Source organism: Myxococcus faecalis, from assembly GCF_050039385.1.
Lineage (GTDB): Bacteria > Myxococcota > Myxococcia > Myxococcales > Myxococcaceae > Myxococcus > Myxococcus fulvus.
The window spans coordinates 5,404,526-5,430,861 of sequence record NZ_CP144336.1; the positions used below are offsets into that span (position 1 = coordinate 5,404,526).

At 71.8% G+C, this 26,336-nt stretch carries 26 protein-coding genes; 16 read left to right on the plus strand and 10 right to left on the minus strand.

Annotation, left to right across the window (positions count from 1 at the left end; all coding sequences use genetic code 11):
* The first annotated feature begins 70 nt into the window (after positions 1–70).
* The 3 genes from VZQ01_RS21640 (at position 71) to VZQ01_RS21650 (ending at position 2,605) form a co-directional block, all read left to right on the plus strand.
* Positions 71–1,084, plus strand: coding sequence for an NAD(P)-dependent oxidoreductase (locus VZQ01_RS21640; RefSeq protein ID WP_426748880.1), 1,014 nt, complete (start codon positions 71–73; stop codon positions 1,082–1,084).
* Positions 1,085–1,116: 32 nt separating this feature from the next.
* Positions 1,117–2,133, plus strand: coding sequence for an NAD(P)-dependent oxidoreductase (locus VZQ01_RS21645; RefSeq protein WP_426748881.1), 1,017 nt, complete (start codon positions 1,117–1,119; stop codon positions 2,131–2,133).
* Between the two features lie 169 nt (positions 2,134–2,302).
* Entirely contained in the window at positions 2,303–2,605 is a 303-nt protein-coding gene (locus VZQ01_RS21650; RefSeq protein ID WP_223783806.1) for a hypothetical protein, read from the plus strand.
* Here the strand turns inward: VZQ01_RS21650 and VZQ01_RS21655 are convergent.
* From VZQ01_RS21655 to VZQ01_RS21665, 3 genes are read right to left on the minus strand one after another with little or no spacing between them, the layout of a single operon-like run.
* Positions 2,602–3,108 (minus strand): MarR family winged helix-turn-helix transcriptional regulator, encoded by a 507-nt coding sequence (locus tag VZQ01_RS21655; RefSeq protein WP_426748882.1) that lies wholly within the window; start codon positions 3,106–3,108, stop codon positions 2,602–2,604. The genes VZQ01_RS21650 and VZQ01_RS21655 overlap by 4 nt on opposite strands.
* A 57-nt stretch (positions 3,109–3,165) precedes the next feature.
* Entirely contained in the window at positions 3,166–3,603 is a 438-nt protein-coding gene (locus VZQ01_RS21660; RefSeq protein WP_267698888.1) for a response regulator, read from the minus strand.
* A gap of 20 nt (positions 3,604–3,623) precedes the next feature.
* Positions 3,624–3,977 carry a helix-turn-helix domain-containing protein gene (locus VZQ01_RS21665; protein WP_141327495.1) on the minus strand — a complete coding sequence of 118 codons (354 nt, stop codon included), beginning with the start codon at positions 3,975–3,977 and terminating at the stop codon, positions 3,624–3,626.
* Between the two features lie 232 nt (positions 3,978–4,209).
* On the opposite strand from VZQ01_RS21665, the gene VZQ01_RS21670 reads away from it, so the two are divergent.
* The 3 genes from VZQ01_RS21670 (at position 4,210) to VZQ01_RS21680 (ending at position 9,220) form a co-directional block, all read left to right on the plus strand.
* Positions 4,210–5,676 (plus strand): GDSL-type esterase/lipase family protein, encoded by a 1,467-nt coding sequence (locus VZQ01_RS21670; protein ID WP_426748883.1) that lies wholly within the window; start codon positions 4,210–4,212, stop codon positions 5,674–5,676.
* A gap of 2 nt (positions 5,677–5,678) precedes the next feature.
* Positions 5,679–7,895 (plus strand): serine hydrolase domain-containing protein, encoded by a 2,217-nt coding sequence (locus tag VZQ01_RS21675; protein WP_426748983.1) that lies wholly within the window; start codon positions 5,679–5,681, stop codon positions 7,893–7,895.
* Positions 7,896–8,458: 563 nt separating this feature from the next.
* Positions 8,459–9,220, plus strand: a complete 762-nt coding sequence (locus tag VZQ01_RS21680) for a YIP1 family protein (RefSeq protein WP_426748884.1) — start codon at positions 8,459–8,461, stop codon at positions 9,218–9,220.
* A 94-nt stretch (positions 9,221–9,314) separates the two neighbouring features.
* Here VZQ01_RS21680 and VZQ01_RS21685 read toward each other — a convergent pair whose 3' ends face one another.
* Positions 9,315–10,412 (minus strand): hypothetical protein, encoded by a 1,098-nt coding sequence (locus VZQ01_RS21685; protein WP_426748885.1) that lies wholly within the window; start codon positions 10,410–10,412, stop codon positions 9,315–9,317.
* Between the two features lie 198 nt (positions 10,413–10,610).
* Positions 10,611–11,078, minus strand: coding sequence for an amidohydrolase family protein (locus VZQ01_RS21690; RefSeq protein ID WP_223750432.1), 468 nt, complete (start codon positions 11,076–11,078; stop codon positions 10,611–10,613).
* Positions 11,079–11,305: 227 nt separating this feature from the next.
* Here VZQ01_RS21690 and VZQ01_RS21695 point away from each other — a divergent pair, with 227 nt between their 5' ends.
* On the plus strand, positions 11,306–12,025 hold the full coding sequence (locus VZQ01_RS21695) for a trimeric intracellular cation channel family protein (RefSeq protein ID WP_267698893.1): 720 nt from the start codon (positions 11,306–11,308) through the stop codon (positions 12,023–12,025).
* An 86-nt stretch (positions 12,026–12,111) separates the two neighbouring features.
* On the opposite strand, the gene VZQ01_RS21700 is transcribed toward VZQ01_RS21695, so the two are convergent.
* The gene (locus VZQ01_RS21700; RefSeq protein WP_426748886.1) at positions 12,112–13,227 is read right to left on the minus strand and encodes a Kelch repeat-containing protein; all 1,116 of its coding nucleotides are present in this window, start codon (positions 13,225–13,227) and stop codon (positions 12,112–12,114) included.
* 175 nt (positions 13,228–13,402) lie between these two features.
* Between VZQ01_RS21700 and VZQ01_RS21705 the strand changes: the two genes are divergently transcribed.
* Entirely contained in the window at positions 13,403–14,305 is a 903-nt protein-coding gene (locus tag VZQ01_RS21705; protein WP_426748887.1) for a LysR family transcriptional regulator, read from the plus strand.
* An 86-nt stretch (positions 14,306–14,391) separates the two neighbouring features.
* On the plus strand, positions 14,392–14,889 hold the full coding sequence (locus VZQ01_RS21710; RefSeq protein WP_223750428.1) for a DoxX family protein: 498 nt from the start codon (positions 14,392–14,394) through the stop codon (positions 14,887–14,889).
* Here the strand turns inward: VZQ01_RS21710 and VZQ01_RS21715 are convergent.
* Positions 14,856–16,196: a nicotinate phosphoribosyltransferase gene (locus tag VZQ01_RS21715; protein ID WP_426748888.1), complete on the minus strand. Its 1,341-nt coding sequence runs from the start codon at positions 16,194–16,196 to the stop codon at positions 14,856–14,858. The two genes, VZQ01_RS21710 and VZQ01_RS21715, sit on opposite strands and share 34 nt — an antisense overlap.
* Positions 16,197–16,256: 60 nt before the next feature.
* Entirely contained in the window at positions 16,257–16,709 is a 453-nt protein-coding gene (locus tag VZQ01_RS21720; protein WP_223750426.1) for a thioredoxin family protein, read from the minus strand.
* Between the two features lie 257 nt (positions 16,710–16,966).
* Here VZQ01_RS21720 and VZQ01_RS21725 point away from each other — a divergent pair, with 257 nt between their 5' ends.
* From VZQ01_RS21725 to VZQ01_RS21740, 4 genes are all read left to right on the plus strand, one after another.
* On the plus strand, positions 16,967–17,980 hold the full coding sequence (locus VZQ01_RS21725; protein WP_426748889.1) for a 2-hydroxyacid dehydrogenase: 1,014 nt from the start codon (positions 16,967–16,969) through the stop codon (positions 17,978–17,980).
* A 33-nt stretch (positions 17,981–18,013) separates the two neighbouring features.
* Positions 18,014–19,303: a universal stress protein gene (locus VZQ01_RS21730; protein ID WP_267698897.1), complete on the plus strand. Its 1,290-nt coding sequence runs from the start codon at positions 18,014–18,016 to the stop codon at positions 19,301–19,303.
* A gap of 192 nt (positions 19,304–19,495) precedes the next feature.
* Positions 19,496–20,083, plus strand: coding sequence for a superoxide dismutase (locus tag VZQ01_RS21735; RefSeq protein ID WP_223750423.1), 588 nt, complete (start codon positions 19,496–19,498; stop codon positions 20,081–20,083).
* 105 nt (positions 20,084–20,188) lie between these two features.
* Complete coding sequence (locus VZQ01_RS21740) at positions 20,189–21,823, plus strand: ankyrin repeat domain-containing protein (RefSeq protein ID WP_408888736.1); 1,635 nt, start codon at positions 20,189–20,191, stop codon at positions 21,821–21,823.
* A gap of 7 nt (positions 21,824–21,830) precedes the next feature.
* Here VZQ01_RS21740 and VZQ01_RS21745 read toward each other — a convergent pair whose 3' ends face one another.
* Entirely contained in the window at positions 21,831–22,490 is a 660-nt protein-coding gene (locus VZQ01_RS21745; RefSeq protein WP_223750421.1) for a hypothetical protein, read from the minus strand.
* A 121-nt stretch (positions 22,491–22,611) separates the two neighbouring features.
* Positions 22,612–23,670: an SMP-30/gluconolactonase/LRE family protein gene (locus VZQ01_RS21750; protein ID WP_223750420.1), complete on the minus strand. Its 1,059-nt coding sequence runs from the start codon at positions 23,668–23,670 to the stop codon at positions 22,612–22,614.
* Here VZQ01_RS21750 and VZQ01_RS21755 point away from each other — a divergent pair.
* From VZQ01_RS21755 to VZQ01_RS21765, 3 genes are all read left to right on the plus strand, one after another.
* Entirely contained in the window at positions 23,669–24,574 is a 906-nt protein-coding gene (locus VZQ01_RS21755) for a hypothetical protein (RefSeq protein WP_426748890.1), read from the plus strand. The two genes, VZQ01_RS21750 and VZQ01_RS21755, sit on opposite strands and share 2 nt — an antisense overlap.
* Before the next feature lie 102 nt (positions 24,575–24,676).
* Positions 24,677–25,558 (plus strand): LysR family transcriptional regulator, encoded by an 882-nt coding sequence (locus VZQ01_RS21760; RefSeq protein ID WP_267698902.1) that lies wholly within the window; start codon positions 24,677–24,679, stop codon positions 25,556–25,558.
* A gap of 98 nt (positions 25,559–25,656) precedes the next feature.
* On the plus strand, positions 25,657–26,289 hold the full coding sequence (locus VZQ01_RS21765; protein WP_223750417.1) for a CHRD domain-containing protein: 633 nt from the start codon (positions 25,657–25,659) through the stop codon (positions 26,287–26,289).
* Positions 26,290–26,336: the final 47 nt, after the last annotated feature.

A 26,336-nucleotide genomic window follows, 5' to 3' on the forward strand; every position in this document is an offset into this window, starting at 1 on the left:
GAATTCCCGTCCGCGCCGGTCCTCCGGCCCTCTCGACCACTGCCTTCGCTGGCAGGGGAGCGCACCCGTCATGTCTTCACCCACGCAGAAGCCCGTCCTCATCATCGGAGGCTCGGGCGTCGTCGGCTCGATGGCCGCCCAGACGCTTCGTCGTTTCCATCCCGAGCTGCCCATCACGATTGGCGGGAGGGATGTGGCCCGCGCGGAGGCAGTGGCCCAGAAGCTGGGGCACGCGGACGCGGTGCGCGTGGACTTGTCGCGCGGGGATTTGGGATTGCCCGGGGGGCGCGGGTACAGCGCCGTGGTCCTGTTCGTGAAGGACCACACGCTCAACGCGCTGCGCTTCGCCCAGGCCCAGGGCATCCCGCACCTGGGCATCTCCACGGCCCTGTTCGAGGTGGCGCCCGAGGTGGCGTACTTCATGAACGCGCCCCAGCGCTCGGCGGTGCTGCTGGGCACCAGCTGGCTGGTGGGCGCGGCGACGCTGCCCGCGCTCCACTTCGCGCGGGAGTTCAAGACGCTGGACTCCATCGCGATGGGGGCCGTGCTGGACGAGCAGGACGTGGGTGGGCCCGCCGCCTCCGCGGACCTGGAGCGCGCCGCGAGCGCCGCGCCCAACGCGCTCATCCTCGAGGACGGCAAGTGGCGCTGGGTGGGCGGCGCGGCGGGGGAGCGTCGCTTCCGTGATGGCGACGGGAACGAGCACGTGGGGCAGGCGTACTCGCTGACGGACCCGGTGAGCCTGGCGGCCGAGACGAAGGCGCGCGCCATCCGGCTCGACGCGGTGGTGGGCCTGTCCGCCGGGCGTCGCAAGGGTGGGGCCTACTCCGTCGAGACGCTCTTCGAACTCGAGGGCACGCTGCAGGACGGCACGCGGGCACTCGTGCGCTACGAGATGAGCCACGCGCAGGGGCAGGCGCCTGTCACGGCGGTGGGCGTGGCCGTGAGCGTGGAGCGACTGCTGGGGCTCGCGGGCGGCGCTCCCGTCGCGCCGGGGCTCTACCTGCCGAACGTCCTCATCGAGCCCACCTACCTGATGCGCCGCCTCGAGGAAGCCGGCGTCCGCACGCGCCGCCTCTCCTGATTCGCATCCCCTTGCTCGAAAGGAATCCCGTCATGAACAACGCATCGAAGCTCAACCCCGTCCTCTTCATCGGTGGCTCCGGCGTCGTCGGACGTCGCGCCGTGAAGGCCCTCCGCGACCTCCAGCCGCACCTCCCCCTCCGCATCGGCGCGCGCGACGTGACGAAGGCGTCCGCGCTCGCGCGCGAAGTGGGCCACGCCGACGCCGTGCGCATCGACCTGGAGCGCGATGACCTGGGCCTGCCTCCGGGCTCCACGTCCAGCGCCATCGTCGTGCTGCTCAAGGACGACTCGCTCCGGACCCTGCGCTACGCGCAGGACCAGGGGGTGCCCTACGTGTCCTTCTCCGACTTCGTCTTCGACATCGGCCCGGAGGTCGCGCTCCACGTCCAGCGGCCCACCGCCGCGCCCACGCTGCTGCTCGGGCACTTCCTGGGCGGCACCGTCGCCCTGGCCACGCTCCACTTCGCGCGCGAGCTGGCGAAGGTCCACGCCATCCGCATCTGCGCCGTGTTCGACGAGGAAGACGTGGGCGGACCCGCCGCGCTCGGCGACATGGACCGCGTGGCGAAGGGCGTGCCCAGTCCGCTCATCCGCAAGGAGGGCCGGTTCCTCTGGGCCACCCGCGAGGCCGACCTCACGCGCACCTTCCAGGGCGTCGACGGCACGCAGTGGCAGGGCCGCGCGTATCCGCTGCTCGACGTGGCCTCGCTCGCGGCGGTCACGGACGCGAGCGACATCCGCCTGGACTTCGCGCTGCGCCCCGCTGCGCGCCGCGCGCCGGGACAGGGTCCGGGCCACGAGGTCATCATCGAGCTGGAGGGCGTGAAGGCGGACGGAACGCCGTCACTCGTGCGTCACGCGCTGGTCGACGCGGACGTCCATTCCGGTCTCAGCGGAAAGGGCGCCGCGCTCGCCGTGGAGCGGCTGCTGGGCCTCACGGGTGGGACGCCCGTGGAGCCCGGCTTGTACTCACCCGAGGGTGTGCTCGACGCGGCCTACGTCGTGAGCCGCCTCCAGGAGTGGGGAACACGGATTCACCGCGTATGACGCAATCGAGTGCCTGGAGAGGAGGCCGCCGTCCCCACCCGACTGGCGACTGTCAGTCCACGGGCGGATACTCGCGCCTCCCCCTCACTCCGTCCCCGCAGGAGTCCGCTTCATGTCGCGTCCGCTGACCGCAGCACTCCCTCGTCCTTCTTCGGTGAATCGGTCCTCCGTGAGTGTCGCGGTCTCGAACGTGAAGGTGGCGGACCCCGGTGACGCGGGCGCGCCGCGCGCCGTGCCCGTGGGTGAGCGCACGGAGCGGCTCGACGGCATCTCCCGCTTCATGCAGGAGCTGGAGCAGGGACAGCGCGCGCTCGTCGGCGTCATCCAGTCGGCGCCCTCGGGCGAGCGGCTGTCCAACGCGGAGCTGCTCGCGCTCCAGGCCTCGATGACGCGCTACACCCAGGCGCTGGAGCTGGTGAGCCAGCTGGTGGGAATCGGCGGCAGGCCGACGCGCACCGCGCCGGCGCGCTAGCCGGACTTCTTGCGCTGACCCCGGGGCGCCGTGGCGGAGGACTCCTCACCCAGCCGCGCGCCCAGCTGCTCCCGGATGGCGAGCACGCGGGCCTTCAAGTCCCGGAGCTCCTCCAACGTGCAGCCCGAGGCCTCCAGGATGGACGGCGGCACGCTCTCCGCCCTGGCGCGCAGCGCGCGACCGGACGCCGTCAGGCGGATGCGCACCTGGCGCTCGTCGAGCACGTCCCGCTCACGCTTGAGCAACCCCGCCGACTCCAGCCGCTTGAGCAGCGGCGTCAGCGTGCCCGAGTCGAGCAGCAGCCGCTCCCCCAGCGCCTTCACCGTGACGCCGTCCTCCTCCCACAGCACCATCATCGCCAGGTACTGGGGATACGTGAGGCCCAGCTTCTCCAGGAGCGGCCGGTACGTGCGGTTGAGCAGGTGCACCGTCGAGTACAGGGTGAAGCACAGCTGCTCGTCCAGGTGCAGCGCGTCGCCGCGCTTCTTGTTCGACGGGGACATGACGGCTCCTCTCCCCACCATGCCCCCGGACTGCATTGTGCGCAATGAAATCGCGCCTCAGGGCCGGGGCAGGTCGCGCGCCAGCCGCAGCCAGACGGGGAGCCGCTCCAGGAGCGTCTCCAGGTCGAAGGGCTTGAGCAGCGTGTCGAGCACGCCCGGGTGATGGATGGGCCGCGTCGTCATCGCCACGACGGCGAGGCCCGGCCAGTGCCGCGCCACGCGCCCGAGGAAGTCCTGGCCCGTCATGCGCGGCATTCCCATGTCGAGCAGCACCAGCCTGGGACGGCCGTGCACCTCCAACCAGGTGAGCGCCTCCAGGCCGTCCTTCGCCATGGACACGAGCTGTCCCGTGCTCGCGATGATTTCGACGACGGCGGCGCGCAGGTCCGCATCGTCCTCCACGACGAGGAGGATGCCTTCGGGGACTCCCGACATATGCGAGCGTGCGTAGGTCAGCGTGGCCGTGGGGAACAGGGAACATCTGCCGGTTTCCACCGGCAGATGTCCGAAGAAGACTACGAGTCCTCGAACATCGCCTGGAGCACCCTCCGGGCGAGCTTCACCTCCGGGTCGGAGCGACACGAGAGGAAGTCGCAGATTTCCGCCACGTCGCCGGTGCGCTCGTGCTCGAAGCCCTGGAAGAGCGTCTTGAGCGACACGTCCAGGCCCACCGACAGCTTGCCCAGCGTGTCGAGCGAGGGAGAGAAGGACCCGCGCTCGATCCGACGGATGGCATCCACGGAGAGGTCGCACCGCTCGGCCAGCACCTCCTGGGTGAGCTCGCGGCCATTACGGAGCTGGCGTACATGGCTGCCGAACTTGCGATGGAACCTCGTCCAGTTCGCTACCTTGTTTTTCGCTTTCTCCATATGAGTGACGGGTAATTTGGGGACGCGGCGCCCCAAGTGAAGTGAGTCTGTTGGCGTGTGGACCCTGGCATCGGCCTGTCCGCCAACTCGCAGGCCCTGTGTGTCGCAGGCGCGCGCGAAACCAGTGGGCAAGGTGCGAGCCCCCGAAAGCTTCGGGCTCCCTCGGAGAGCAGGGGGCCTGGCGGGCCGGGAAAATGCGCGAGCGGAAGCTTTCGTCTACGCTGGATGCCGCATGACGCATTCGGAAGTCGGGTGGGTGGGCGTCGGGCGCGTGCTCCGCGTCCTGGCCTGTGGCGGGCTGCTGACCGCTTGTGAAATCGGTTCCGAGGCACGTCCCCCCTCCGCGCCAGTCCCCGCGGCGGTGGCGACGCCGGCCGTGGCGTCACCGAGGACCCCGGTGCCGGTGACACCCGCCGTGGCGCCCCGCAGGGTCTTTCCGGAGCCGACCGAGCGGACCCGCTCGACGCAGGCGCTGGCGGTGAAGCTGGGTGCTCCGGGCGCGAAGGTGGAGGACCCGTGCGTGGCGTCGGTGGCGCAAGGGTGCGTGCGCACCGCGCTGGCGCCCTTCTTCGAGTCGCTGGACGCGCTGTCGTCGGGCACGGCGAGGCGGCCCACCGTCATCGAGGCGTTCGGCAACTCCCTCATCGCGGGAGATCGCATCGTGGACATCCTGCGGGATGACCTGGGCGCGAGCTTCGGCGGGGCGGGGCGGGGCGTGCTGCTGGTGGACCGGATGGCGCCCTACGGCGGGCGTGGCCGGGCGAGCCACAGCGCGAGCGGTTGGACGCCGCGCACGCTGGGCGAGCTGCGCGCGCCGCCGCTGCCGTTCGGAATCACCGGCGTGTACCACGTGGCCACCCAGGCGAAGGCGCGCGGCCGCTTCAAGCTGGAGGGCGAGGCGCGGGGCACGCTGTGGTGGCTGGACGTCCCGCGCGGGGGCGCGCTCAGCGTGGTGAGCGGCGACACGGTGCTGGCGCGGACGACGCCGGAGGGCACGGGCGCGTCGCGCTCCACGCGCTTCGAGCTGCCGCCCGGCGCGACGACGGTGGACGTGGTGGCGGAGGGCAAGGGCGCGGTGGTGCAGGGGGTGGTGCTCCAGCACGAGCGCCCTGGCATCGTCCTGGACATGTTGGGCGTCCCGTCCGCGGACGCGAGCCTGTACGCGCGGCTGGAGGACGGAGCGCTGCGCTCGCAGCTCACCGAGCGGGACCCGAAGCTGCTGGTGTTCTTCCTGGGCGGCAACGAGTCCAAGCGCCTGGAGTGGAAGCGCACGGACCTGGCGACGCTGCGCGAGGACCTGGGGGCGCTCTTGCGGCGGGCCCGCGTGGCGGCGCCGTCGAGCGCGTGCCTGGTGGTGGGGCCGATGGACGCGGTGCGCGACGCGAAGGACTCGGGCAAGGCCTTCACCCAGCGCCCGTTCCTGGAGGCGGTGGTAGAGGCGGAGCGCGAGGTGTCGCTCGCGGAGGGCTGCGCGTTCTTCAACCTGTACGAGGCGATGGGCGGCAAGGGCGCGCTGACGCGCTTCCACAAGTCCGGCTTCATGCATGACGACCTGGTGCACCCGCGTGGACGCGGGCTGGATGTGCTGGGGCACCTGGTGACGGACGCGCTCCTGCGCGCGTGGGTGGAGACGCCGCCGGCCCAGGGCCCCGTGGCCCAGGTGGCTCCGGCGGCCGAGCGGGTGGAGGCCGTGCCATGACGATGCGAAGCGCGGGGTGGCTGGCCGTCGTCCTCTGGGTCTCGACGCCGGTGGTCGCGGCGCCGAAGCTGCCGTCCGTCTGTGAGAGCGTGGAGGTGGACGAGGCCGGCGCCTCGCCGCGCGCGCTGCCCGAGGAGGTGACGAAGGCGCTGGACGCCATCGTCCGCTCGGAGCTGTCCCAGGGGCCCGTGGCGGGCTTGTCCGTCGCGGTGTCCCGCGGGGAGCAGCGGTGGGTGTGTGGCTATGGCTACCGCGACGTGGCGAAGCGGCTGCCCGCGACGCCGCGCACCACGTACCGCATGGCGTCCGTCACCAAGTCCTTCACCGCGGTGGCGGTGCTGCAGCTGGTGGAGCAGGGCAAGCTGTCGCTGGACGCGGACATCCACGCGGTGGTGCCGACGTACCCGGCGAAGCAGTGGACCGTCACGGTGAAGGATTTGCTGGGACACCTGAGCGGCGTGCCCACGTATGACGGCGTGGCGTCGACCCAGAACGTGAAGGCGGTGAGCACCGAGGAGGCGCTGGCGGTGTTCTCGCACAAGCCGCTCGCGTTCGAGCCGCGCTCCCGCTACCTGTACAGCACGTGGGGCTACAACCTGCTGGGCGCGGCGGTGGAGTCCGCGTCCGGGCAGTCGTATCGCGACTACCTGCGCGAGCATGTCTTCCAGCCCGCGGGCATGGCGCACGCGGACCTGGATGTCACCGCGACGCGCGATGAGCACCAGGCGGTGGGCTACCGGGTGAAGGAGGGGGTGCTCCAGCGCTCGCGCTTCCTGGATGTGTCCAGCCGCTTCGGCGGGGGTGGGACGCGGGGGACGGTGGGGGACATGCTCGGCTTCGGTCGGGCGGTGCTGTCGCACCGGCTGGTGTCTCGCGACTCGATGGGGAAGATGCAGGCGTCCATGGCCACGAGCGATGGGCGGCTGACGGACTACGGCATGGGCTTCGCGACCTATCCGCTGCGAGGCCACTACCTGGTGGCGCACGCGGGAGGGCAGCCGGAGACGACGACGCTGCTGGTGATGTTCCCCGCGGAGGACACGGTCATCTCGCTGGCCACGAACATCGAGGGCGAGGCGAAGCGCCTGCGCCGGCTGTCCATCCGGTTGATGGAGGGGGTGCTGGAGCAGGGCGTCACGCGGCGGGATGCGCACTTCACGGACCCGGTGGACTCGGTGGTGTACGAGGGGCTGGGGCGCATCGCGAGCTACGGGCTCGCGTACCATCTGTGGGCCACGCGCGGGCCGGGCTCGCTGCCGGCGGACGAGGACCTGCCGGGCGCGTTCGCGCGGGTGTCGGAGCTGCTGGACCGCAAGGCGATTGCGCGCGATGGCAAGGCGGCGCTGGAGCGCATCCGCGGTGGGCATGACCCGCGGCTGGGGTCGGTGTTCATCCGCGTGGGCGCGCACATGGCGCGCACGTTGGAGAAGGCGCGGGGCCCGGAGCGGCTGCTGGCGTATCCGGCCGAGGGGCCGCTGTCGTTCTTCGCGGACTACCTGGCGACCTGTGAGGCGCAGGGGGGGCCGGACACGGAGCGCTTCGGGGAGCCGCTGCGCACGGACCTGCTGCGGTTCGTGGCGGGGTGGAAGCGCGCGGAGGTGCCAGAGCTGCAACGCCAGCGGCTGGACGAGGAGTCGAACCCGGAGCCGCGCTGGGCGGTGGTGAAGAAGGCGGCGGGGCTGTCGCCGGACGTGCGGCCGGACTACTCGGACGAGATGCTGCGCATCGCGGAGCGCTTCGCGTGGCGCAAGCAGCAGGCGGGGCGGCTGCGCTGGCTGGAGCGCGCGGTGGAGCTGCACCCGAGGAGCGTGGACGCCCGGTTGGCGTTGGCGCAGGCGCTGCTGGTGGCGAAGCGGGACGAGGAGGTGCTGGGGCATCTTCGCGAGGCCCACGCGACGCCGCAGGGCATGCTGGCGCTGGCGCCGACGCCGCTGCTCAAGCGCGTGGCGGAGGCGGAGTCTCCGCGCGTGGGGCTGGGGCTCTTGCGTGCGGCGGTGGCGCTGCATCCGGAGTCGCCGGAGCTGTGGGAGGCGCTGGCGAAGCGGGAGAAGGCGCAGGGGCACAAGGCCGAGGCGAAGGCGGCGCTGCGTCAGGCGCGACGCGCGCGTGAGGCCCGGCCGGAGCCCTCGGTGGACCCCGCGAGCCGGAGCGGTGGAGACCGTGGCGCGGGCCCCGTGCCGGATGACCACGGACTGGTGCGGCCGCGTCCGTCGCCCTGAGCGGGGGCTCGCGTCGCGGGCCGGAGCGGTGGAGACGGTGGCGCGTGCATGGGCCTCTCGCCTCGCGCGGGCGCCTCGTTGCGAGCCCACGCGCCGGAGCGGCGCGAAGCTCGTGCGCCCATGCTCTTCTCTCGCGCGGGCGCCTCGTTGCGAGCCCACGCGCTGGAGTGGCGCGGGCGCCACGTGCCGGAGCGGCGCGGCGGATGCGCCCGCGTTCCTCGCATTGCGAGGATGCCTCGCTCCGAGTCATGACCCGGGCGGGTGCCGGAATGAGCACGGGTTGATGCGTCCGTGTCTCATGTTCTGAGCGGGTGGCATGCTCGTCGAGTCACCGAGGGCAGACGGGCAGGCGCTGCGCATGAGGCGCTCCCGCAGGCGTTCCGCTGGGGCCTTGCGAGCGTTGCGACTGTGCGAGGATGTGAAGCGTGTCCGAGTTCGTGTGTCCCTTCTGTCAGGCCCCCGTGGGCGCAGGTGCCCTTCGCTGCGGTGGCTGCGGCGCCTCCTTTGTCGTCTCGCCTCCGCCCGACTCGGGCGCTCCGGTGTGTGCCGTCCATCCTCAGTGGATGAGCCTTCATGCCTGTGAGCGCTGCGGCGCCTTCGCGTGCGCCCGGTGTCTGCGCCGAGGTCCTCGGCAGGAGCTGGTCTGCGAGTCGTGCCACGCCCGCGTGCCCCACGCCCTGCTTCCGTGGGACCAGCGCGCGGAGCTGGGCTGGGTCAAGGCGTTCTGGAGGACGTGCGTCGAGGTGATGCTCCGCCCCGTCACCACCTTCGAGCGGATGTCTCGCGAGGCGTCGGTGGGCGACTCGCTCCTCTTCGCCGGCCTCACCGCGTTCGTGGGCTACTTCTCCACCTGGCTCCTCTACACCCTCTTCCTGCTCGCCTTCCCCTACGAGAGCTTCCCCGCCGGCGGCTCCGACAACGAGACCCACCCCGCGCTCTTCCGCGGCGTCACCGTGGTCCTCTTCGTCATCTGCATGCTGTTCGTGCCGTTGCTGAGCATGGGCCTCACGCTCGCTGCCGCGGGGCTGGACCACCTGGTGCTCAAGGTCGCGGGCGCACAGGGCACGTTCAGGACGACGCTGCGCGGCCATGCCCTGGCCCAGGGCGTCTACCTCGCGGGCCTGGTGCCCTTCTGCAGCATGTACGTGCTGCCCTTCTGGAGCCTCGGCGTCCGCGTCTCCGCGTACCGCAGCCTGCACGGTGTCGGCTGGGGGCCCGCGGTGTTCGGCGCGCTGCTGATACCCGCGCTCACCTGCTGCATCGGCGTGGGCAGCTACGTGGCCCTGGTGATGGCCCTCCTCGCACCCGGGACCCTCAAGCTCTGACGACCGCGCTCAGTGCTTCGCGTCGCCATGCCGTGGAGGGGACCCTGCCTTCGCGTCGCGGCGACGCGAAGGCGCGCTCATGCACCTGAGGGGACTACTGCGTCGCCGACGCGCCCGCCGTCGGGATGGCGGCCGTCACCGTGCGCTGCTTGGGCCAGAAGCGCGCGTCGTGCACGTCGTCCAATGACGCGATGCGCTTCTTCGTGCGCGCGTCGTAGACGCGGGCGTGGGCCTCCGCGCTCACCAGCAGCAGGGCGCCCCTCACGCGCACGGCCACCACCTCCGTGGGGGACAGCGACAGGGACTCGGGCTCCGCCAGCCGGTCCTCCGACTCCCACCGCAGCGGCAGCATCAGCACCGGCAGCTCGGTCGCCGCGCGCCACGCGTACAGCGGCCCGCCATGCGTCTCCAGCGAGACCCAGGCGCCGTACTCCGTATGGCCCTTGTCCTTCACCACCGCGTCCAATCGCACGGCGTCCTCGCTGCCCTCGGAGAGCTCCGTCGCGACGGGGTCGTCCGGGTCCGTGCCGACGGTGGAGGACACCAGCTGGCTCGCGGTGGCCAGCGCGCTCGTGCCCGGCGCGTCCTCGGTCTCGTACACCGTGGCGACCGACTCGATGCGCTTCCACGTCTCACCCTCGCGGCGGTACGCGTGGGCCAGGCCCGGGCTGCTGCCCTCCATCTCCGGCACCATCAGCTTGCGGCCGTCGACGACGAAGAACTCCTCGCCGCGCTCCTCCTTGCGCGCCAGCCCCTCGAGCTGGGAGACGAGCGCCACCACCTGCCCTCGGGCGTCGAAGCCGACCGTGTCCGTGTGGCCCTCGGTGGGCAGCGGCAGCGGGACACCCTGGGCGGCGTCGAAGTCCACCCTCCAGGCGCGCGGCTGCACATTGCCGTTGCCCCGGTCCACCAGGACGCCCTGCTTGCCGTCCGGGCTCCACGCCAGGCGGACCCGCGCGCAGGGCGCCTCCACGGTGGCCAGGGCCTTGCGTATGCCCGTGGGGTCCTGACGCAGCCACGTACAGCTCGCTGGCGCCGCGTCCTGGAGGAGCGACAGCGAGAAGGCGGGCACGGGCTCCGGGGCGGGCTTGGGCGCCGCGGGCGTCTCGGGGACGGGGTCCTGTGACTTCTTGCAGGCGCCACCGAGAAGCATGGTGCCGAGGAAGAACGCGGGGCCGAGATGGCGGAGCATGGAGGCTCTCCGGTGCGGGGTTCCTTCACACCATCGCAGAACGGCCGGAGTGGGAGGAAGTCACCCTCGGAGTAGACGGCGAGGAAGTTTCCGATAGACCACTCGCGCGTGGGTGCCATTCACCCCGCTCCCCCCGTCACGACGCATCGCTTCCGTCGCATGTCTTTTCATTTTCTCGCGCGATGAAGGCAGGCGGGCTCAGACGAGCCAGCCGCTCTCGTCGAGGAACAGGGCCTCGCTGAACACGGTGTCGTCGTCTTCCTTCGCGGCGCGCGCGTTGTCGAAGTAGAGGCTCTCGCCGTCCTTGACGATGTGCAGCACGCGCAGGTCCTCGCGGGCGCGGGGCGTGATGGTGAGCGGGTTGTCGGAGAGCACGACGAAGTTGGCGCGCTGACCGGGCTCGAGCGTGCCCTGAGGTTCGGCGTCGCCGGAGGCCGCGGCGTCGGTGGTGGTCGGGTCATCGACGATGGCGGGAATCATGGTGCCGCCCCGCAGCGAGACGACCTCCGTGTCGGGGCCGCGCAGCGCGAGGATGTCGGCGCGGGTGCCCACGGCGAGGATGCGGCCGGCCTGGACTGCGATGGCCTCGGCGGTGGGCTGCTGGTCGTTCATGGTGAGGAGGGTGCCACCCTCGAAGATGCGGTCCGCGGGCTGGGTGGGGCTCATGGCGTGGGCTCGGGGGAGGGGGTTGCTTTCAGCAAAAGGTGTTGTCGCGCGCGGAGCCCGTCCACGGGGGCGTGAGGTGTCGCGCCGTCGCCCGAGAGGTTGCCCGCCGGGGTGGGAGCGCCGTGCGGACGGTCCCTGGGCCTGTCGGCGTGTGTTGCCCGCGGCGCGTGGCGTCCCCACGCTGCCAGTGGGGTGGTGGAGCGCTGACGGGCCGCCTCGCGCATGCCATGTCACTCGACCTGACGGAACCGAATGTCCAGGAGCAGGTCATCTCGCTGGGGACGCTGGTGGCGGACCTGCTGGGGGTGTTCTCCGGCTCGGTGCTGGGCGCCCTGTTGGCCGAGCGTCGGAAGATGGACCTGATGGGCTTCCTGGTCCTGGGCCTCGTGTCCGGCGTGGGCGGGGGCATCCTTCGCGACACGCTGTTGCAGGTGGGGCCTCCGCTGGTGTTGGTGAAGCCGGCGTATCTGGTCGCGGCCTTCACGGGGGCGTTCGCCGCGTTCCTCTTCGAGCTGCGGCACGGGCCGACGGTGAAGCTCTTGTCGATGCTGGACGCGCTGACGCTCGGCTCGTTCGCGGTGGCGGGCACGCAGCGCACGCTGGAGGTGGGGCTCAGTCCGGGGACGGCGGTGTTGATTGGCATCATCACCGCGTCGGGGGGCGGCATCATCCGCGACGTGCTCATCCGGCGCACGCCCACGGTGATGAGGCCGGAGCCCGGGTACTACGCCATCGCCGCGCTCGCGGCGAGCGTGGTGTGTCTGGCGTTCTCGCTCATGGGGCACAGGCGTCTGGCGTTGGCGGCGGGCATGGCGGTGGGCGCGCTGGTGCGGCTCATCTCCGTGCGGCGCGGGTGGAGGCTGCCGGTGAAGCGCTCGCGGCAGCCTCCCAGGAAGGGCGATGACTTCGGTGGGCCCCCGGACAGCGAGGAGTGGGTGAAGCCGTGAGGTGACGGCTCAGGGCTTCTTCTTCTCGCGGAGGACCTCGGCGGGAGGTTGCGTCGGAGCGGACGCAGCAGCGCCGAGACGGCGGGCTACTCGGTGAACAGCTCCGCGGAGGAGTACAGCTCGGGCTCCTCCTGGCTGGTGCCGCCCGCCACGAGCACCTTGCCGTTGATGAGGCGCGTGGCGGTGTGGCCCTGCGTGGGCTGGTCATTGCCCACCACGGACAGCTGCCAGAAGGCCTGCGGGTCGTAGACCTCCGTGACGCCGCCAATCTGGTTGCGCGTGCCGCGCGCGACAAGCACCTTGCCCGACGGCAGCAGCGTCAGCGAGTGGCCCATGCGGCGCTCCTCGGTGGCGTAGGACGTGTATTCCCACTCGTTGTCCTCCGGCCAGAACAGCCACGCGCCGCTCGCGTACTGGCCCTGCTCCTGTCCCACGGCCAGTACCGCGCCCTGGTTCAGCAGGATGGCCGCGTGCCCGTAGAACGCGGGCGCCGCCGCGGCGGTGCTCCACGTGCCCGTGCTCACGTTGTAGACCTCGGCCGCGCCGACGACGCCGTCGTCGTTGACCGCCAGCACGTTGCCGGACGGCAGCCGCGTGAGGCTGGCGCGGCCCGCCACCACGGACGTCGAACCCGTCGCCGTCCACGTGCCCGTCGCCGGGTCATACAACTCCGCGCTCTTCAGCGCCGTCGCCCCGAAGCCGCCGAACACCAGCACCTTGCCGGTCGACAGCACCACCGCCTTGTGGCCCCGCCGCGCCGTGGCCAGGCTGCCCGTGGCGCTCCACGTGTTCGTCGAGGGGTTGTACAGCTCCGCGCTCGCCAGCGTGCCGGCGCCCTGGCCGCCCACCACGAGCACCTTGCCCGAGGACAGGAGCGTCGCCGTGTGGTTCGAGCGCGTCTGGCTCATCGTCGCCGTCGCCGTCCAGGTGTTGGTGTTCGGGTTGTACGTCTCCGTCGACGCCGTCACGCTGCCCCAGCCGCTGCCGCCCGTGACGAGCACGTTGCCCGTCGGCAGCCGCGTCGCCGTGTGGTACGCGCGCACCTGGCTCATCGACGCCGCCGCGGACCAGGGAGAGGTGAAGGCCGCCCGCGCCTCGGTGCGCGGCGCCTCGGCCGCCGCCGTGGTGGCGCCCGCCATCGTCGCCAGCGCTCCGCACAGTCCCAGGCCCAGCCACGTCTTCGCTGTGGTTGCTCGTGTCATCCGTTCCTCGTGGTGAATGGTGAGGCCCGCATTGTGACAAGTGGGACCGACGCTCCGGGCGGTCTTCCACGTCAACTCCGCGTGACGGCGGCATAACAGTCACCTGGTTGCATTGGAAATACGGTGTAGATGTGTGTATCTGGTCCTTGAGGTATGGCCGTGGCAGCCTGCGCGCGTGACGGAGCCTCTGTTCGATGACCTGCTGGGCCTCGCGTGCTTCGCGCGCGTGGTGGAGCACCGCTCGTTCACCCGGGCCGCGGCGGTGCTCGGGGTGTCCAAGTCGGTGGTGAGCGCGCGTGTCTCCCGCCTGGAGTCCAGGGTGGGGGAGCGGCTGCTCATCCGCACCACCCGCAAGCTCTCCGTCACGGACGCGGGGATGGGGGTGTACGCGCATGCCGCGCGCCTGTTGGAGGAGGCGGGCTCCGCCACGCGAGGGGCCTCCGACGCGGGACGGGGGAGTCTGCGCGTCAACGCGCCCATCAGCTTCGCGCAGATGTACCTGGCCCGTCCCCTGGCGCGCTTCCTCGCGGCCCACCCGGGGGCTTCGGTGGAGGTGATGTTGAGCGACAGGCTGGTGGACCTGGTCGAGGAGCGGGTGGATGTCGCCTTGCGAATCACGCGCCTGCGCGATTCGAACCTCGTGGCGCGCAAGCTCGCGACCACCGCGCTGTGTGTCTGCGCGGCGCCCGCCTACCTGAAGCGCAGGGGGACACCCCGCAGGCCCGAGGACCTGTCGGACCATGCGTGCCTGCGCTACGCGCACCTGCGCGCCGAGGACGAGTGGCGCTTCCACGGCCCCCGGGGGCGCATCCCCGTGTCGGTGAGCGGTCCGCTGACAGTGGCCAACGGCACCCTGCTGCGCGAGGCGGTGGCGGAGGGAATCGGCCTCGCGGTGCTGCCGCGCTTCATGGTGGACGAGGACCTGCGCGCGGGGCGGCTCGTCACCGTCCTGGACGACTTCATGCCGAGGCCCGTGGGCATCCACGCGGTCCACGCGGCGGGGCGCTCCCCCGCGCCGCTGGTGCGCGCCCTGCTCGACGTGCTGGCCGCGGAGTTCCGTCCCGCGCGCTGGGGCTGAACGGACCGACGCACGGGATTGTCCTGCCAGCAGAACGATTCGTTCTCGACACAGACCTTCCGCCGGAGCCGCCAGGCGCGCATTCCATGTCGCGTCAGCTCACCCGTCTTCCGGAGGTCGTCGTCATGCTCGACAACGCATCCCATCCCGCTTCATCCGCCCTCGCCGCCACCGTGCTCCGCGTATCCCTGGGGGTCGTGTTCCTGGCCCACGCGGGCGCCAAGTGGTTCATCTTCACCCTCGAGGGCACCGCCCGGTTCTTCGTGGCCCATGGCTTCCCCGGGTGGACGGCCACGCCGGTGTTCGCCATGGAGCTGCTCGGCGGCCTCGCGCTCATCGCGGGCCTGCGGGTCCGCCTCGTGTCACTGGCGCTCCTGCCCGTGCTGCTCGGCGCCTTCGCGTCCCACGCCTCCCTGGGCTGGATGTTCACCAACCCGGGCGGAGGCTGGGAGTACGTCGCCTTCCTCATCATGGCGCTCGTCACCCAGGTCCTCCTCGGCAGCGGCGCCTTCGCCGTGGACGGCGCCCTCGCGCGAAACGTCTCGGTGAATCACGGCTCGGTCGCCCAGACCTCCACCTCGTGAGCCCGCGCCCGCGCCAGCCCGTCCCCGATGACGACCGAGTAGGGCGGCCTCGCTGGCTGCAGCGCCCGAACCTCCCTCGGCAAGCGCTCACGCTCCCGACGCGCGTACTCCCGCGCCTCGGCCAGTGACGCCACGGCCCCGGGCACGCGCTGTCCCGCGCGCATCACCGGCCGCAACAGCGGACGCCCCTGCGCCGCGTCTCCCCGCCGCACCAGCAGGTCGCGCCTCGCCACGCCGTCCTCCTCCTGCCGGTACACCTGCTTCGCCCCGGGGAGCAGCGCCTTGCCCGCGGACAGCTTCACCCGCGCCCGGCCCGCGTACTCCACCAGCTTGTAGGCCATGTCCAGCGAGGGTGCGTCCGCGGACACGCCCATCGCCGTGCCCACCCCGAAGCTGTCGATGGGCGCGCCCCGCGCGAGCAGCCCCGCCACCTGCTCCTCGTCCAACCCGCCACTGGCCACCAGCCGCACGCGCTGAAGCCCCGCCTCGTCGAGCAGCTCCCGCGCCGCCAGCGACAGCGCGAGCAGGTCCCCCGAGTCGAGCCGCAGCGCGCGCACGCGGAACTCCTCACCCCGCTCGCGCGCCAGCCGGATGACGTGCTGGATGCCCCGCAGCGTGTCGTACGTGTCCACCAGCAGCGTCGCGTCCGGATACACGCGCGTGAAGGCGCGGAACGCCTCCAGCTCATCGTCGTGCGACTGCACGTAGCTGTGCGCCATCGTCCCCGCGAGCGGAATCCCATACCGCTTCCCCGCGAGCACGTTCGACGTCGAGTCCACCCCCGCGAGGTACGCCGCGCGCGCCACCTTCAGCCCCGTGTCCGCGCCGTGGATGCGCCGCAGCCCGAACTCCATCACCGGCCGGCCCCGCGCCGCCTCCACCACCCGCGAGGCCTTGGACGCCGCCAGCGTCTGCAGATGCACCAGGTTGAGCAGGTACGTCTCCACCAGCTGCGCCTCCGGCAGCGGCGCCCGCACCTCCAGCAGCGGCTCCTGCGCGAAGACCGGCGTGCCCTCCGGCATCGCGTCCACGTCCCCGCTGAAGCGGAAGCGCTCCAACCACCGCAAGAGCCGGTCCGAGAAGCGGCCCGTCGACTCGAGCCACGCCAGGTCCTCGGACTCGAAGCGCAAGCCCTCCAGCGTCTGGAGCGCGTCCTCCAGGCCCGCCGCCACCAGGTAGTTGCGCTGGCGAGGCAGCCGGCGCGCGAAGAGGCTGAACACCCCCTCGTCCCACTGGCCCTCGGCCAGGTACGCCTCCGTCATCGTCAGCTGGTAGAGGTCCGTCAGCAGCGCGGCCTCGGACTCCATGTCGACTCCCCTCCTGCGCGGGCCCCGAGCCGAGGCGCGGGCCGCACTCGAATGCACGACTCAGGCCGTCACGCCCGCGCCTCCTTGCGCCGACGTCGCGCCCGCCACCCAGCGCTCCAGCTCCGGCTTCGGCATCACCCCGCTGCGCCGCGCCACCTCGCGCCCGCCCTGGAACACCACGAACGTGGGGATGCCCTGCACGCCGAGCGCGCTCGCGGAGCGCGGGTTCTGCTCCGTGTTGAGCTTGAGCACGAGCAGTCGCCCCGCCTGGGCCCGGCCCACCGCGTCCAGGATGGGGGCCGCCGCGCGACACGGTGCGCACCAGGGCGCCCACAGGTCCAACAGGATGGGCACCGGCGAGCCCAGCACCGCCCGGTCCAGCCCCTCGCCGTCCACCTCCTGCGGCGCGCCCGACAGGTCCAGCGCCCGGTGACACCGGCCACACTCGGGGTTTCCCGAGGGTCGGGGCTCTCTCACACGATTGAACGCACCACAGGCCGCGCAGCGGAACATGACGCCTCCTTCTCGACAGCCTCTCATTGCGAAAGGTAGGCCGCGCGGGGCCCCGGCGCGTCCCCCCGCGAGCACGTCACGCCGAGGGCACCGCCTGCCCGCCCGCCACGGTGCCCTGACTTTTTTGCGCCCTCTGTCGCGCATGCGCAGTTTTTTCGCGGTCCTCCATCGCGCCTGGGCCACGAGGAGGGCATGGTGTGGGCGTTGCAGGGAGCACCATCAGGACGGGCACCCGGTCCGTCGGCGGGAGGGCAGGCATGCGGCTGGCGGTATTCGACACCCATCGCTACGACCGGAGCGCGTTGGAGGAAGCCAACGCGGACTTCGGCCATGCGCTGACCTTCCTGGAGCCCCGCCTCACGGCGCAGACCGCGCGGCTGGCGGAGGGCTTCCACGCCGTGTGCTCGTTCGTGAACGACCGCGTGGACGCGGCCACGCTGGAGTTGCTGCGTGCGTGCGGCGTGCGGCTCGTGGCCACGCGCTCGGCGGGCTACAACCACATCGACCTGGAGGCCGCGCGGCGGCTGGACGTGCGGGTGACGCGCGTGCCGGAGTACTCACCGCACGCGGTGGCCGAGCACGCGGTGACGCTGGTGCTCTCGCTCAACCGCCACATCCCCCGCGCCTTCGCGCGCGTGCGCGACTGGAACTTCTCGCTCGACGGCCTGGTGGGCTTCGACCTGGCGGGCAAGACGGTGGGCATCGCCGGCACGGGCCGCATCGGCCGCGTCGCGGCGCGCATCTTCCGGGGCTTCGGCTGTGACGTCGTCTGCTTCGACGCTGTCGCCGACGCGGCCTTCGCGCGCGAGGTGGGCGCCCGCTACGTGACGCTGGAGGAGCTCTACGCCGTCAGCGACGTCATCTCGCTGCACGTGCCGCTGACGCCGGGCACCCACCACATGGTGGACGCGAAGGCGCTGGCACGGATGAAGCGCGGCGTGGTGCTGGTCAACACGGGCCGGGGCGCGCTCATCGACAGCCGCGCGCTCATCGACGCGCTCAAGTCCGGCCACATCGGCGCGGCGGGGCTGGACGTGTACGAGGAGGAGGAGGGCGTCTTCTTCCAGGACCTCTCCGGCCAGGTGCTCCAGGACGACGTGCTGGCGCGGCTGCTCACCTTCCCCAACGTGCTCGTCACCTCGCATCAAGCCTTCCTCACCCGCGAGGCGCTGGGCAGAATCGCCCACACCACGCTCGCGAGCGTCCGGGCCTTCGAGCGCGGCGAGCCCCTGGTCAACGAGGTGCGCGTGGAGCAGGTGCGGCCCGCGTGAACCCCATCCCGTAGCCGACTCGAGGAGTCCCCCATGTCCATCGTCTGCGCCACCAACTTCTCCGATGCCGCGCGCCGCGCGTGTGACGTCGCCGCCGAGCTTGCCCGGAAGGCGAACGTGCCGCTGTTCCTGGTGCACGTGCTCAACCCCAACTCCGCGCGGGCCTTCGGTCCCTCGCTGCTCCAGGCGGCCGAGGCCGCGCTGGGCGACGAGGCGAAGCGGCTGTCCCAGAAGGGCGCGCGCGTGGAGCAGGAGCTGCGCACCGGCGAGCCCTCCGCCGAGGTCGCAGACGTGGCCCGCCAGCGCCTGGCCACGCTCGTGGTGGCGGCCTCGCCCAGCAAGGAGGCCCCGTTCCTGGGCGTCGGCGGGACGGTGGACCGGCTGGCGCAGTCGCTGGAGGTGCCGCTGCTCGCCGTGCAGGACGCGAACGCCATGGAGGCGTGGGCGCGGGGCCAGCGGCCGCTCAAGGTGGTGCTGGGCGTGGACCGCTCGCTGCCGTACGAGGCCGCGCGTGAGTGGGTGCGCGCCCTGGGCGTGTGGGGCCCGCTGGACGTGGTGGGCGCGCGCGTGGTGTGGCCGGACGAGGAGTACCGGCGGCTGGGCCTGCCGCGGCCCATGGAGCTGGCGGAGGTGACGCCGGAGCTGCGCGCGGTGCTGGACAAGGAGACGCAAGCCCTGGTGACGCCGCTGGGCACGCAGGGCGTGAAGGTGCGCACGGTGCTGGAGCCGTCCCTGGGCCGCATCGCGGACCACCTGGTGGAGCTGGCCGCGCGCGAGCAGGCGGACCTGCTGGTGGTGGGCACGCACCACCGCCGGGCGCTGGGGCGCATGTGGAGCGTGTCCCACAACGCGCTGAGGCTGGCGCGGGTGTCGGTGGCCTGCATCCCGTCGCAGGCGATGGCGCCGGGCGTGGACGCGCCCCTGCCGTCGTTCCGCGAGGTCATGGTGGCCACGGACTTCTCCGAGACGGGCAACCACGCGGTGGCGCACGCCTTCGGCCTGGTGCCTCCCGGGGGCAAGGTCTACCTGGTGTCCGTGGCGGAGCTGGGCTCGCAGGTGGACACGGAGCGCGGCCGGCTGATGGCGCTGGTGCCGCGCGAGGCGGAGGCCACCGGACGCCGCGCGCAGGCGGAGGTCATCATGGATGCGCAGGACGTCGTCACCGCGCTGGTGCAGACGGCGGAGCGGCTGGGCGTGGACGCGGTGGTGATGGGGACCCACGGGCGCACGGGGCTCAAGCGCGCGCTGCTCGGCTCGACGACGCAGGCGGTGCTGTCGCGCACCTCGCGGCCCGTCCTGCTGGTGCGGCCTCCCACCGTGTGAAAGGCGACGCTCCACGCGCGGGCCCGCCCACCCGGAGGGCGGGCCCTCGTACGACGCGTCGAAGTGTTGACCCGAGGATGGCCGGGGGGCTCCAGCAGGTTGGCGGCACGCCAATGGATTGGAGTCAGGCCCTCTTCCCGGGTGGGATGGTGGTAGGTGTCCTCGTCCCTTTACCCTGGAAAGGACCTGACCATGGCCGTCACGCTGCCCCCTCTTCCCTACGCCCATGACGCCCTCGCTCCGCACATGAGCAAGGAGACGCTGGAGTACCACCACGACAAGCACCACGCGGCGTACGTGAACAACCTCAACAAGCTGCTGGACGGCAAGGCCGAGGCCAACAAGTCCCTGGAGGAGATCATCCTCAGCAGCGACGGCGGCGTGTTCAACAACGCGGCCCAGGTCTGGAACCACACCTTCTTCTGGAACTGCATGAAGCCCAAGGGCGGCGGGCTGCCCACGGGCGAGCTGCTGGCGGCCATCGAGCGCGACTTCGGCTCCTTCGACAAGTTCAAGGAGGAGTTCTCCAACGCGGCCGCCACGCAGTTCGGCTCCGGCTGGGCGTGGCTGGTGCTGGACAAGAACAAGCTGGCCGTCACCAAGACGAGCAACGCGGACCTGCCGATGAAGCACGGCCAGAAGGCGCTGCTGACCATCGACGTGTGGGAGCACGCGTACTACATCGACCACCGCAACCTGCGGCCCAAGTTCATCGAGACGTTCCTCACGCACCTGGTCAACTGGGACTTCGTGGCGGACAACCTCCTCAAGAAGGGCTGAGGTTTCCACCGGGGGGTGGCTTTCCAAGGCGGGCTGTCATTGGGTTGAATGACAGCCATGGCCCTCGCCGCCCCCCGTTGGTCGTCCCACCGCCGGAGCCGGGGCGTGACGAAAGCCCTGGTGCTCGTGGCGCTCTGTCTGGTGATGGGCGCCGCGGCCGGGCTGTTCGTCCTGAAGCAACGCGGGTTGTCCGGCGAGGGAGGCCCCACCGCGCGGGCCCCTGTCGTGTGGTGCGAGGGTTTGCCGGTGGAGCGCTGCGGGCAGCATCCGCGCGACTGCCGCGTCTTGGCCTACTGCGATGGCGTGAAGTTCTGCGCGGCGACGACGGCAGCGCCTGAGCCCTGTGGCGTGGCGGGCGAGCGACCCGAGGGCATCGAGGGAGGGGCTGACGGGGCGGCCTCGCTCGTGGAGGTGGCGGAGGACCCGGTGATGGAGGCCGTGCTCCGCTCGGACGGGTTCCGCCTGGGTGAGCTCATCGCCTCCGGGCGTGGCATCAACCTGCCGGGCAGGTCCAAGGCCACGCGGAACCTCTCGCCGCTGATGGCGGCGGCCGAGAAGGCGGATGTGGCCATCACCCGGCTGTTGCTCTCGTCGGGGGCGGACCCCTCCCTGCGGGTGCCCCGGCACGCGGAGGCCTGGCCGCCCCATGGGTGGACCGCGCGGTGCTTCGCCCGTTTCCAGGCGCTGTCCGCGGTGGAGGCGGGGCTCGTGGGCGCGAACACGGAGGAGGAGGGGTGTCTGCGGGAGGCGGACCTCCTGTCGGCGTTCCGGAGCCGGGACTCCACGCGCGCCCTCTCGCTGAGCCGCGAGCTGCGCGGAAAGGTGCAGGTCCGGGTGCTCGAGCGGGCCGCGGAGCTCTCCCTCAAGCACCGCAGCCCCTTGTTGATGCGCGCGGCGGTGGGCGCGGGCTGGGTTCCGCCGAAGGGCAACGAAGCCAGCTTCGAGCGCTGGCCCGCCTACCGGGCGTTGCTCCAGCGGGACCTGCAGACCGTGGAGGTCCTCGTGGAGGCGGGGGCGCGGTGGCCGCCGCTCGCGGAGCTGGCCCGGCTGGGACATGCGGACCTGGTGCGGCGCTCCCTCGAGGCGGGGGCGGACCCGAATGCCCAGCTGCCTCGGCTGCCCACGCCGCTCGTGGCGGGGGTGCAGTCGGGGAGCAGCTCGGTCGTCGACGTGCTGCTCGAGAAGGGCGCCGACCCGAACCTGCCGAGCCGGGGGGACGTGATGCCCCTGGGCGCCGCGGTGAACCGCCCGGGGGGCGCTCCCGCGGACGAGGAGATGGTGGGGCTGCTGCTGGAGGCGAAAGCGAATCCCAGCACGGCGGGGAAGGTGGGCGCCCTGTTGTACGCGGCGACGGGGGCCTGTCGTCCGAGCATGATTCCCCTGGTGCTGAGCCATGGGGCTCGCTGGGACAAGGCCACCCAGGGCGCGTTCCTGTATCTGTCGGCCCTGGACGCCCGCAGGTGCCCGGACGCCTCGAAGCTGGAGCTGCTCCAGGCCCTGCTCGCGGCGGGTGTCACGCTGAGCGCCGAGGACGCGGAGCGCCACGATGCGCGGTGGCGCGACGCCATCCTCCATCCCCCCTTCGCGCGGGTCCTGCGTCAGGCGGGGCTGGTGCTGGCGCCCGTGCCTCCCAAGCCGGTGCATGAGAAGCACCTGCTCCTGTTCGACTCCGCGGACAGGGGCAAGGACCCGCGTGGCGAGCCCCGGTGGAACAACGCCGCGTCCTCCGACGCGCCGTGAGGTCCGCTCAGAAGGCGATGCCCGTCTGGATTTGCGGCCCGAAGCTGAAGCCGCTGTCGCCCGGCGCGCCGGTGAAGAACAGCGGCAGGTCCAGCTCGAGGAACCACTTGAGGTGTTCGGTGATGGGGAAGGGCTTCACGACGATGGGCACGACGCCCAGGTTGAACGGCTGGCCCGCGCCCACCTGCATGGCCAGGCGCACGCCGGCGGTGAAGCCGCCGAAGTTGTAGAGCAGGCCCGGGTCCACCACGAAGCTGGTGCCCACCCGCTCCGGCTCGCCGTCCTTCTCGAAGTCCCAGCGGCTGAAGGCGATGAACTCGAAGTCGAGCGTCCACTGCTCGGTGAGCTTCAGCGAGATGCCGGGCGTCAGGCCCAGGGAGAAGAAGTCCCCGCCGATGACCGTGGTGTCATCGTCGGTGATGTTGAGCAGCGGCAGCGCGAAGCCCACGTGACCGCCCAGCCGTGGATACATGGCCGCCATGCCGGAGCCGCCCATGGCGGCCTCTTCGTGGTGACGGCGGTGCCGCTTGTCCTTCTTGAGTGAGTACCCGGAACTGGGGCGCCAGTCCTCGCCCGCGTGCTCGGTGGCCTGCGCGCTCCAGGGCGCGAACGTCGCGAGCAGCCCACCCAGCCCCACCATGCCTCGCCAACCCAGCCGACTCCCCATGCAGCCATCCCCCTCGTGACACTTCGCCCTACCTCGACACGACGGAGGGTGGGGAGCCCCTCAAGTCAGGACAAGCCGGCCGGGACTGGGGGACAAGGGGCGCGTCGGATTCTGGTGGGCCTCAGGGCAGCTCGCAGTCGAGGAAGTCCTTCTCGAAGACAGGGCCCAGCAGCATCCGCTTGCCGAAGACGGCGGCGGTGGCGGTGGCGGAGGTCTGCTGTCCGTCGTCGAGGAAGACCTCGGTGACCTTCATGTCCGCGTCGGTGCCGGACAGGCGCAGCACCTGGGCGGGCGCGCGGGCCTTGCCGGTGGTGTCGCCCGCATAGGCGGCGAAGTCGAGCAGCTTCGGATGGGCGGCGACCCAGAGGTTGCCCTCGGCGTCGAGCTCGATGTTGTCCGGGCCGGTGTCCAGCGCGAGCGAGTGGCGCAGGGTCAACGCGCCCGTCTCCACGTCGCGCGAGTAGCTGTCGAGCGTGCGACCCACGGCCTGCGCCAGGTACACCGTGGCCCCGTCGTGGGAGCGGTTGATGCCATTGGCGTACGTGGTGCCCTCGATGACCTTCTTGAAGCGCTGGCCGTCGAAGTAGAGGACGTTGCCCTGGCCCAGTTGGAGATAGTCCTCCAGGGTCTGCCAGAAGCCCGGCGGGTTGCCGTGGTCGTTCGTCACGTAGAAGCGCTCGGCGTCCACGGCGACCACGTCGTTGGGCGAGACGAGCTCGGGGCCCTCCCGGGTGGCGCGGTGGACGAGCAGGCCGTCGCTGCCCACCTCGAAGCGCTCGATGGTGTTGCGGTGCCCCGGGAGGTGGTTCACGACGAAGAGCGTCTGCGCGCCGGTGGGGTCCACGTACAGGCTGATGCCGTGGGGCTGGAAGGTGCCCTGGAAGCTCCCGGTCAGCAGCACCGGCGGCGTGTCGCCCTCGAGCGAGTAGCGGTAGATGTCGCCCCGGACGGGGGCGCCGGCCGCCATCGCCGCGCGGCGGTCATGCGAGGACACGTAGGCGTACTCGCCGCTCGGATGGAAGGTGAGGTCCTCCGCGCCGGGCATGCCCGACACCGGCTTGCACCTGCCGGGGGCGTGGGGGGCGATGGAACGGAACTGACCCGCGTCTCTCATTGTCTTGAGCGCGAAACCCGCGAGCAGCACGCACAGCATGCCCGCGACCATCAGGAATTTCTTCATGGGGATTGGGAGGCAGGGAGGAGGAATCCCGCAGGCTACCACGGCGGTGTGGAGGCGGCTGGGGCCCTGGCGCCAGGTCCTGGTGACGGGGGGCTTCTTGCTGTGGCTGAGCCAGTCGCGCGGGGCCCTCTGGGACGTCCGCCCGCCGGAGCCGACGACGGTGTACCTGCCGGTCTCGCGGGTCGAGGGGCCCTCCGGGCCGATGCGCACCTTCGAGGATGGGATTGACGTGAGGGGGCGCGTGCTCGACGCGCGCGGCAGGCCCGTGGCCCGGGGCTTCGTCTCCTTCACGCTGCCGGGCGGCCTGTGTGGCAACGAGCCTCGGATGAAGGGGCGGGTGGCGTTCACCGAGGGCGTCTTCCGGGTGGAGCTCCCCCACGCGAGGTTCGTGACGGTGGTCGCGGAGGACGGCCGCGCGAGCTCGGTCCGCGTCGAGCCAGGGCTGTTCCGGAGGGTGGAGGTGACGGCGGTGCTGCCGGACCACCCGACCGCGCCCTCGGGCGCGGACGCCGTGCTGCCCTGGGCACGGCCCGAGGGGCCCATCGACGAGAGGTCCGAGCGGCGCTCGCCGCATGAGGCGCGCCAGGCCGCGGCGCTGACAGGCCCCCCGCGCACCGCCTGTGAGTACCTGGCGGGCGCGCGCTTCGAGACCGTGGGGGTCCCCTCACAGGGGGCCCGGGAGGTCGAGTTCCCCGTGACGTCCGCAGGGGAGCTCACGTTGGACCTGGGGCGCTTCGTCGGGTCATCCCCGGTGGACTGCGACGGCTGGAGCCTGGTCAAGGTGGACCGGTCCTGGATGACGCGGCAGCGCGTGGGCCACGTGGAGCCGTCGACGGGGCGACTCGTGCTCGAGGGCGTCGAGTACCTGCGCGCGGGCCCGGTGCACGGGGGCCGCGTGTACTGAGCCGCGCGTGCCGGACGCTTCCGGGCGCGGAGGGCGGGCTCGCGCGAGCGGGCGGGCTTCAGGGAAGATGCGCGCGGTGGCCTCCACCGGAGCGAGGACGGCATGGACCTGGAAGAGTTGCGAGCCTTCGTGGGCGTGGCGGAGACGGGCTCGTACCTGGAGGCGGCGGAGGTGCTGGCGGTGTCGCGCACCACGCTGCGCAGGCGCGTGGAGGCGCTGGAGGCCCGCGCGGGCGTGCCGCTGCTCACGAGCACCCGGACGGGCATCATCCTGACGGAGGCGGGGGTCCTGCTCGCGCGCCGGGGCCGCTTGATGATGCAGGAGACGAGCGCGCTGGTGGCGTCGCTGCGCGAGGTGGGGCACACGCCCTCCGGCACCCTGCGGGTGGTGCTGCCGGTGGGGATGCCGCCGCACCTGCTGGCGCCGCTCTTCGGGCTCTTGAGGACCACCTATCCCCAGCTGCGCGTGCACGCGCGCTTCAGCGAGCACCCTTTGTCGGAGTCGCTGGAGGACGTGGACCTGGCGGCGCACTTCGGCGACGCGCTGCCCCGCGGGCCATGGCTGTCGCAGGTGGTGCTGCGCGTGCGCGAGGGGCTGTGGGCCAGCGAGACCTACCTGCGCCAGCGTGGCGTGCCCGCCTCCGTGGAGGACCTGAAGGCGCACGAGCTGTTCTGCTGGCAGGCGCCCGGTGACGACGCGAGCGTGTGGCCCACGCTCACGGGGGCCCCGTTCCCGGTGGCGCCCGCGCTCATCTCCACCGACATCCACTTCGTCCGCGTGTGTTGTCTGGCGGGGCAGGGCATCGGCCTGATTCCCAGCGTGGAGCTGCCGGACCCGGCGGGAGGGGACGCGCTGGTGGCGGTGCTCCCGGACGTGGTGGGCCGGGTGCGCCCCTTGAGGCTGAGCGTGCCGGAGGCCCTGAGCGAGATTCCCAAGGTGCGCCAGGTGCTCACGCACATCCGCCAGTTCCTCGAGCCGCTGTGATGGGGCGGGGCGGCCATCGGGTGGCCATCTTCGGCCATCCGCGGGCCCTCGCATCCACGCTACGCCAGGAGCGTCTCATCCCCGCCCTGGAGCCCGCCATGCGTCCGTTGCTGATGTCGCTCGTGTCGACCTGTGTCCTCGTGTCCTCGGCCCACGCCAAGGACCCCGCGCTCGGGGCGAGCACCTTCACCGTCTACGAGGCGTTCCTCAGCCCCGCGCAGGAGCCAGGTGAGGAGTCGGAGGTGCCCAAGCTGTTGGAGAAGAGCCTGGGCGCCACCGCGCCCTCGACGCCGCGCGAGGCGCGCAAGTCCCGCGGGTACGGCGTGCTGCGCTTCAGCAAGGATTTGACCCGGGCCTACGTGGAGGTGGAGATGACGGGCGTCAATCCCGCGGACATCCTCATGTTCCACATCCACTGCGGGCCGCCCGGGGTGCTCGGGCCGGTGGTGGTGGACTTCGGGGAGCTGGGCAACCTGTCGAAGACGCTCGCCAACGGGCGCTGGTCCGTGGAGCTCACCAACGCCAACGTCACCTTCGTCAAGGAGATGAAGGGCATCAAGCCCGGGCTGCCGGAGAGCTGCCCCGCGGAGCTGGGGTTCCTTGCCCAGACGCGGACGCTGGCCAGCCTGGAGTCCCTGGCGCGCAAGGGCGTGCTCTACTTCAACCTGCACACCAAGGCGCATACCTATTACGGGGAGATGCGCGGGCAGCTCTACGCCGCGCAGCCCTGAAGGTTCCGCGCCGCCGGCGCAATCGTCTGGCTTTTCGTTCGATATGC

Excerpts from the sequence above, each read along its gene's own strand:
- VZQ01_RS21700 (WP_426748886.1), bottom strand. The coding sequence starts at position 13,227 with ATGACACGAGCAACCACAGCGAAGACGTGGCTGGGCCTGGGACTGTGC.
- VZQ01_RS21760 (WP_267698902.1), top strand. The coding sequence starts at position 24,677 with ATGGACCTGGAAGAGTTGCGAGCCTTCGTGGGCGTGGCGGAGACGGGC.
- VZQ01_RS21655 (WP_426748882.1), bottom strand. The coding sequence starts at position 3,108 with ATGTCCCCGTCGAACAAGAAGCGCGGCGACGCGCTGCACCTGGACGAG.
- VZQ01_RS21680 (WP_426748884.1), top strand. The coding sequence starts at position 8,459 with ATGAGCCTTCATGCCTGTGAGCGCTGCGGCGCCTTCGCGTGCGCCCGG.
- VZQ01_RS21665 (WP_141327495.1), bottom strand. The coding sequence starts at position 3,977 with ATGGAGAAAGCGAAAAACAAGGTAGCGAACTGGACGAGGTTCCATCGC.
- VZQ01_RS21685 (WP_426748885.1), bottom strand. The coding sequence starts at position 10,412 with ATGCTCCGCCATCTCGGCCCCGCGTTCTTCCTCGGCACCATGCTTCTC.
- VZQ01_RS21640 (WP_426748880.1), top strand. The coding sequence starts at position 71 with ATGTCTTCACCCACGCAGAAGCCCGTCCTCATCATCGGAGGCTCGGGC.
- VZQ01_RS21710 (WP_223750428.1), top strand. The coding sequence starts at position 14,392 with ATGTCGCGTCAGCTCACCCGTCTTCCGGAGGTCGTCGTCATGCTCGAC.
- VZQ01_RS21750 (WP_223750420.1), bottom strand. The coding sequence starts at position 23,670 with ATGAAGAAATTCCTGATGGTCGCGGGCATGCTGTGCGTGCTGCTCGCG.
- VZQ01_RS21755 (WP_426748890.1), top strand. The coding sequence starts at position 23,669 with ATGGGGATTGGGAGGCAGGGAGGAGGAATCCCGCAGGCTACCACGGCG.
- VZQ01_RS21690 (WP_223750432.1), bottom strand. The coding sequence starts at position 11,078 with ATGAGCCCCACCCAGCCCGCGGACCGCATCTTCGAGGGTGGCACCCTC.
- VZQ01_RS21675 (WP_426748983.1), top strand. The coding sequence starts at position 5,679 with ATGCGAAGCGCGGGGTGGCTGGCCGTCGTCCTCTGGGTCTCGACGCCG.
- VZQ01_RS21730 (WP_267698897.1), top strand. The coding sequence starts at position 18,014 with ATGTCCATCGTCTGCGCCACCAACTTCTCCGATGCCGCGCGCCGCGCG.
- VZQ01_RS21745 (WP_223750421.1), bottom strand. The coding sequence starts at position 22,490 with ATGGGGAGTCGGCTGGGTTGGCGAGGCATGGTGGGGCTGGGTGGGCTG.
- VZQ01_RS21720 (WP_223750426.1), bottom strand. The coding sequence starts at position 16,709 with ATGTTCCGCTGCGCGGCCTGTGGTGCGTTCAATCGTGTGAGAGAGCCC.
- VZQ01_RS21695 (WP_267698893.1), top strand. The coding sequence starts at position 11,306 with ATGTCACTCGACCTGACGGAACCGAATGTCCAGGAGCAGGTCATCTCG.
- VZQ01_RS21645 (WP_426748881.1), top strand. The coding sequence starts at position 1,117 with ATGAACAACGCATCGAAGCTCAACCCCGTCCTCTTCATCGGTGGCTCC.
- VZQ01_RS21765 (WP_223750417.1), top strand. The coding sequence starts at position 25,657 with ATGCGTCCGTTGCTGATGTCGCTCGTGTCGACCTGTGTCCTCGTGTCC.
- VZQ01_RS21670 (WP_426748883.1), top strand. The coding sequence starts at position 4,210 with ATGACGCATTCGGAAGTCGGGTGGGTGGGCGTCGGGCGCGTGCTCCGC.
- VZQ01_RS21735 (WP_223750423.1), top strand. The coding sequence starts at position 19,496 with ATGGCCGTCACGCTGCCCCCTCTTCCCTACGCCCATGACGCCCTCGCT.
- VZQ01_RS21715 (WP_426748888.1), bottom strand. The coding sequence starts at position 16,196 with ATGGAGTCCGAGGCCGCGCTGCTGACGGACCTCTACCAGCTGACGATG.
- VZQ01_RS21725 (WP_426748889.1), top strand. The coding sequence starts at position 16,967 with ATGCGGCTGGCGGTATTCGACACCCATCGCTACGACCGGAGCGCGTTG.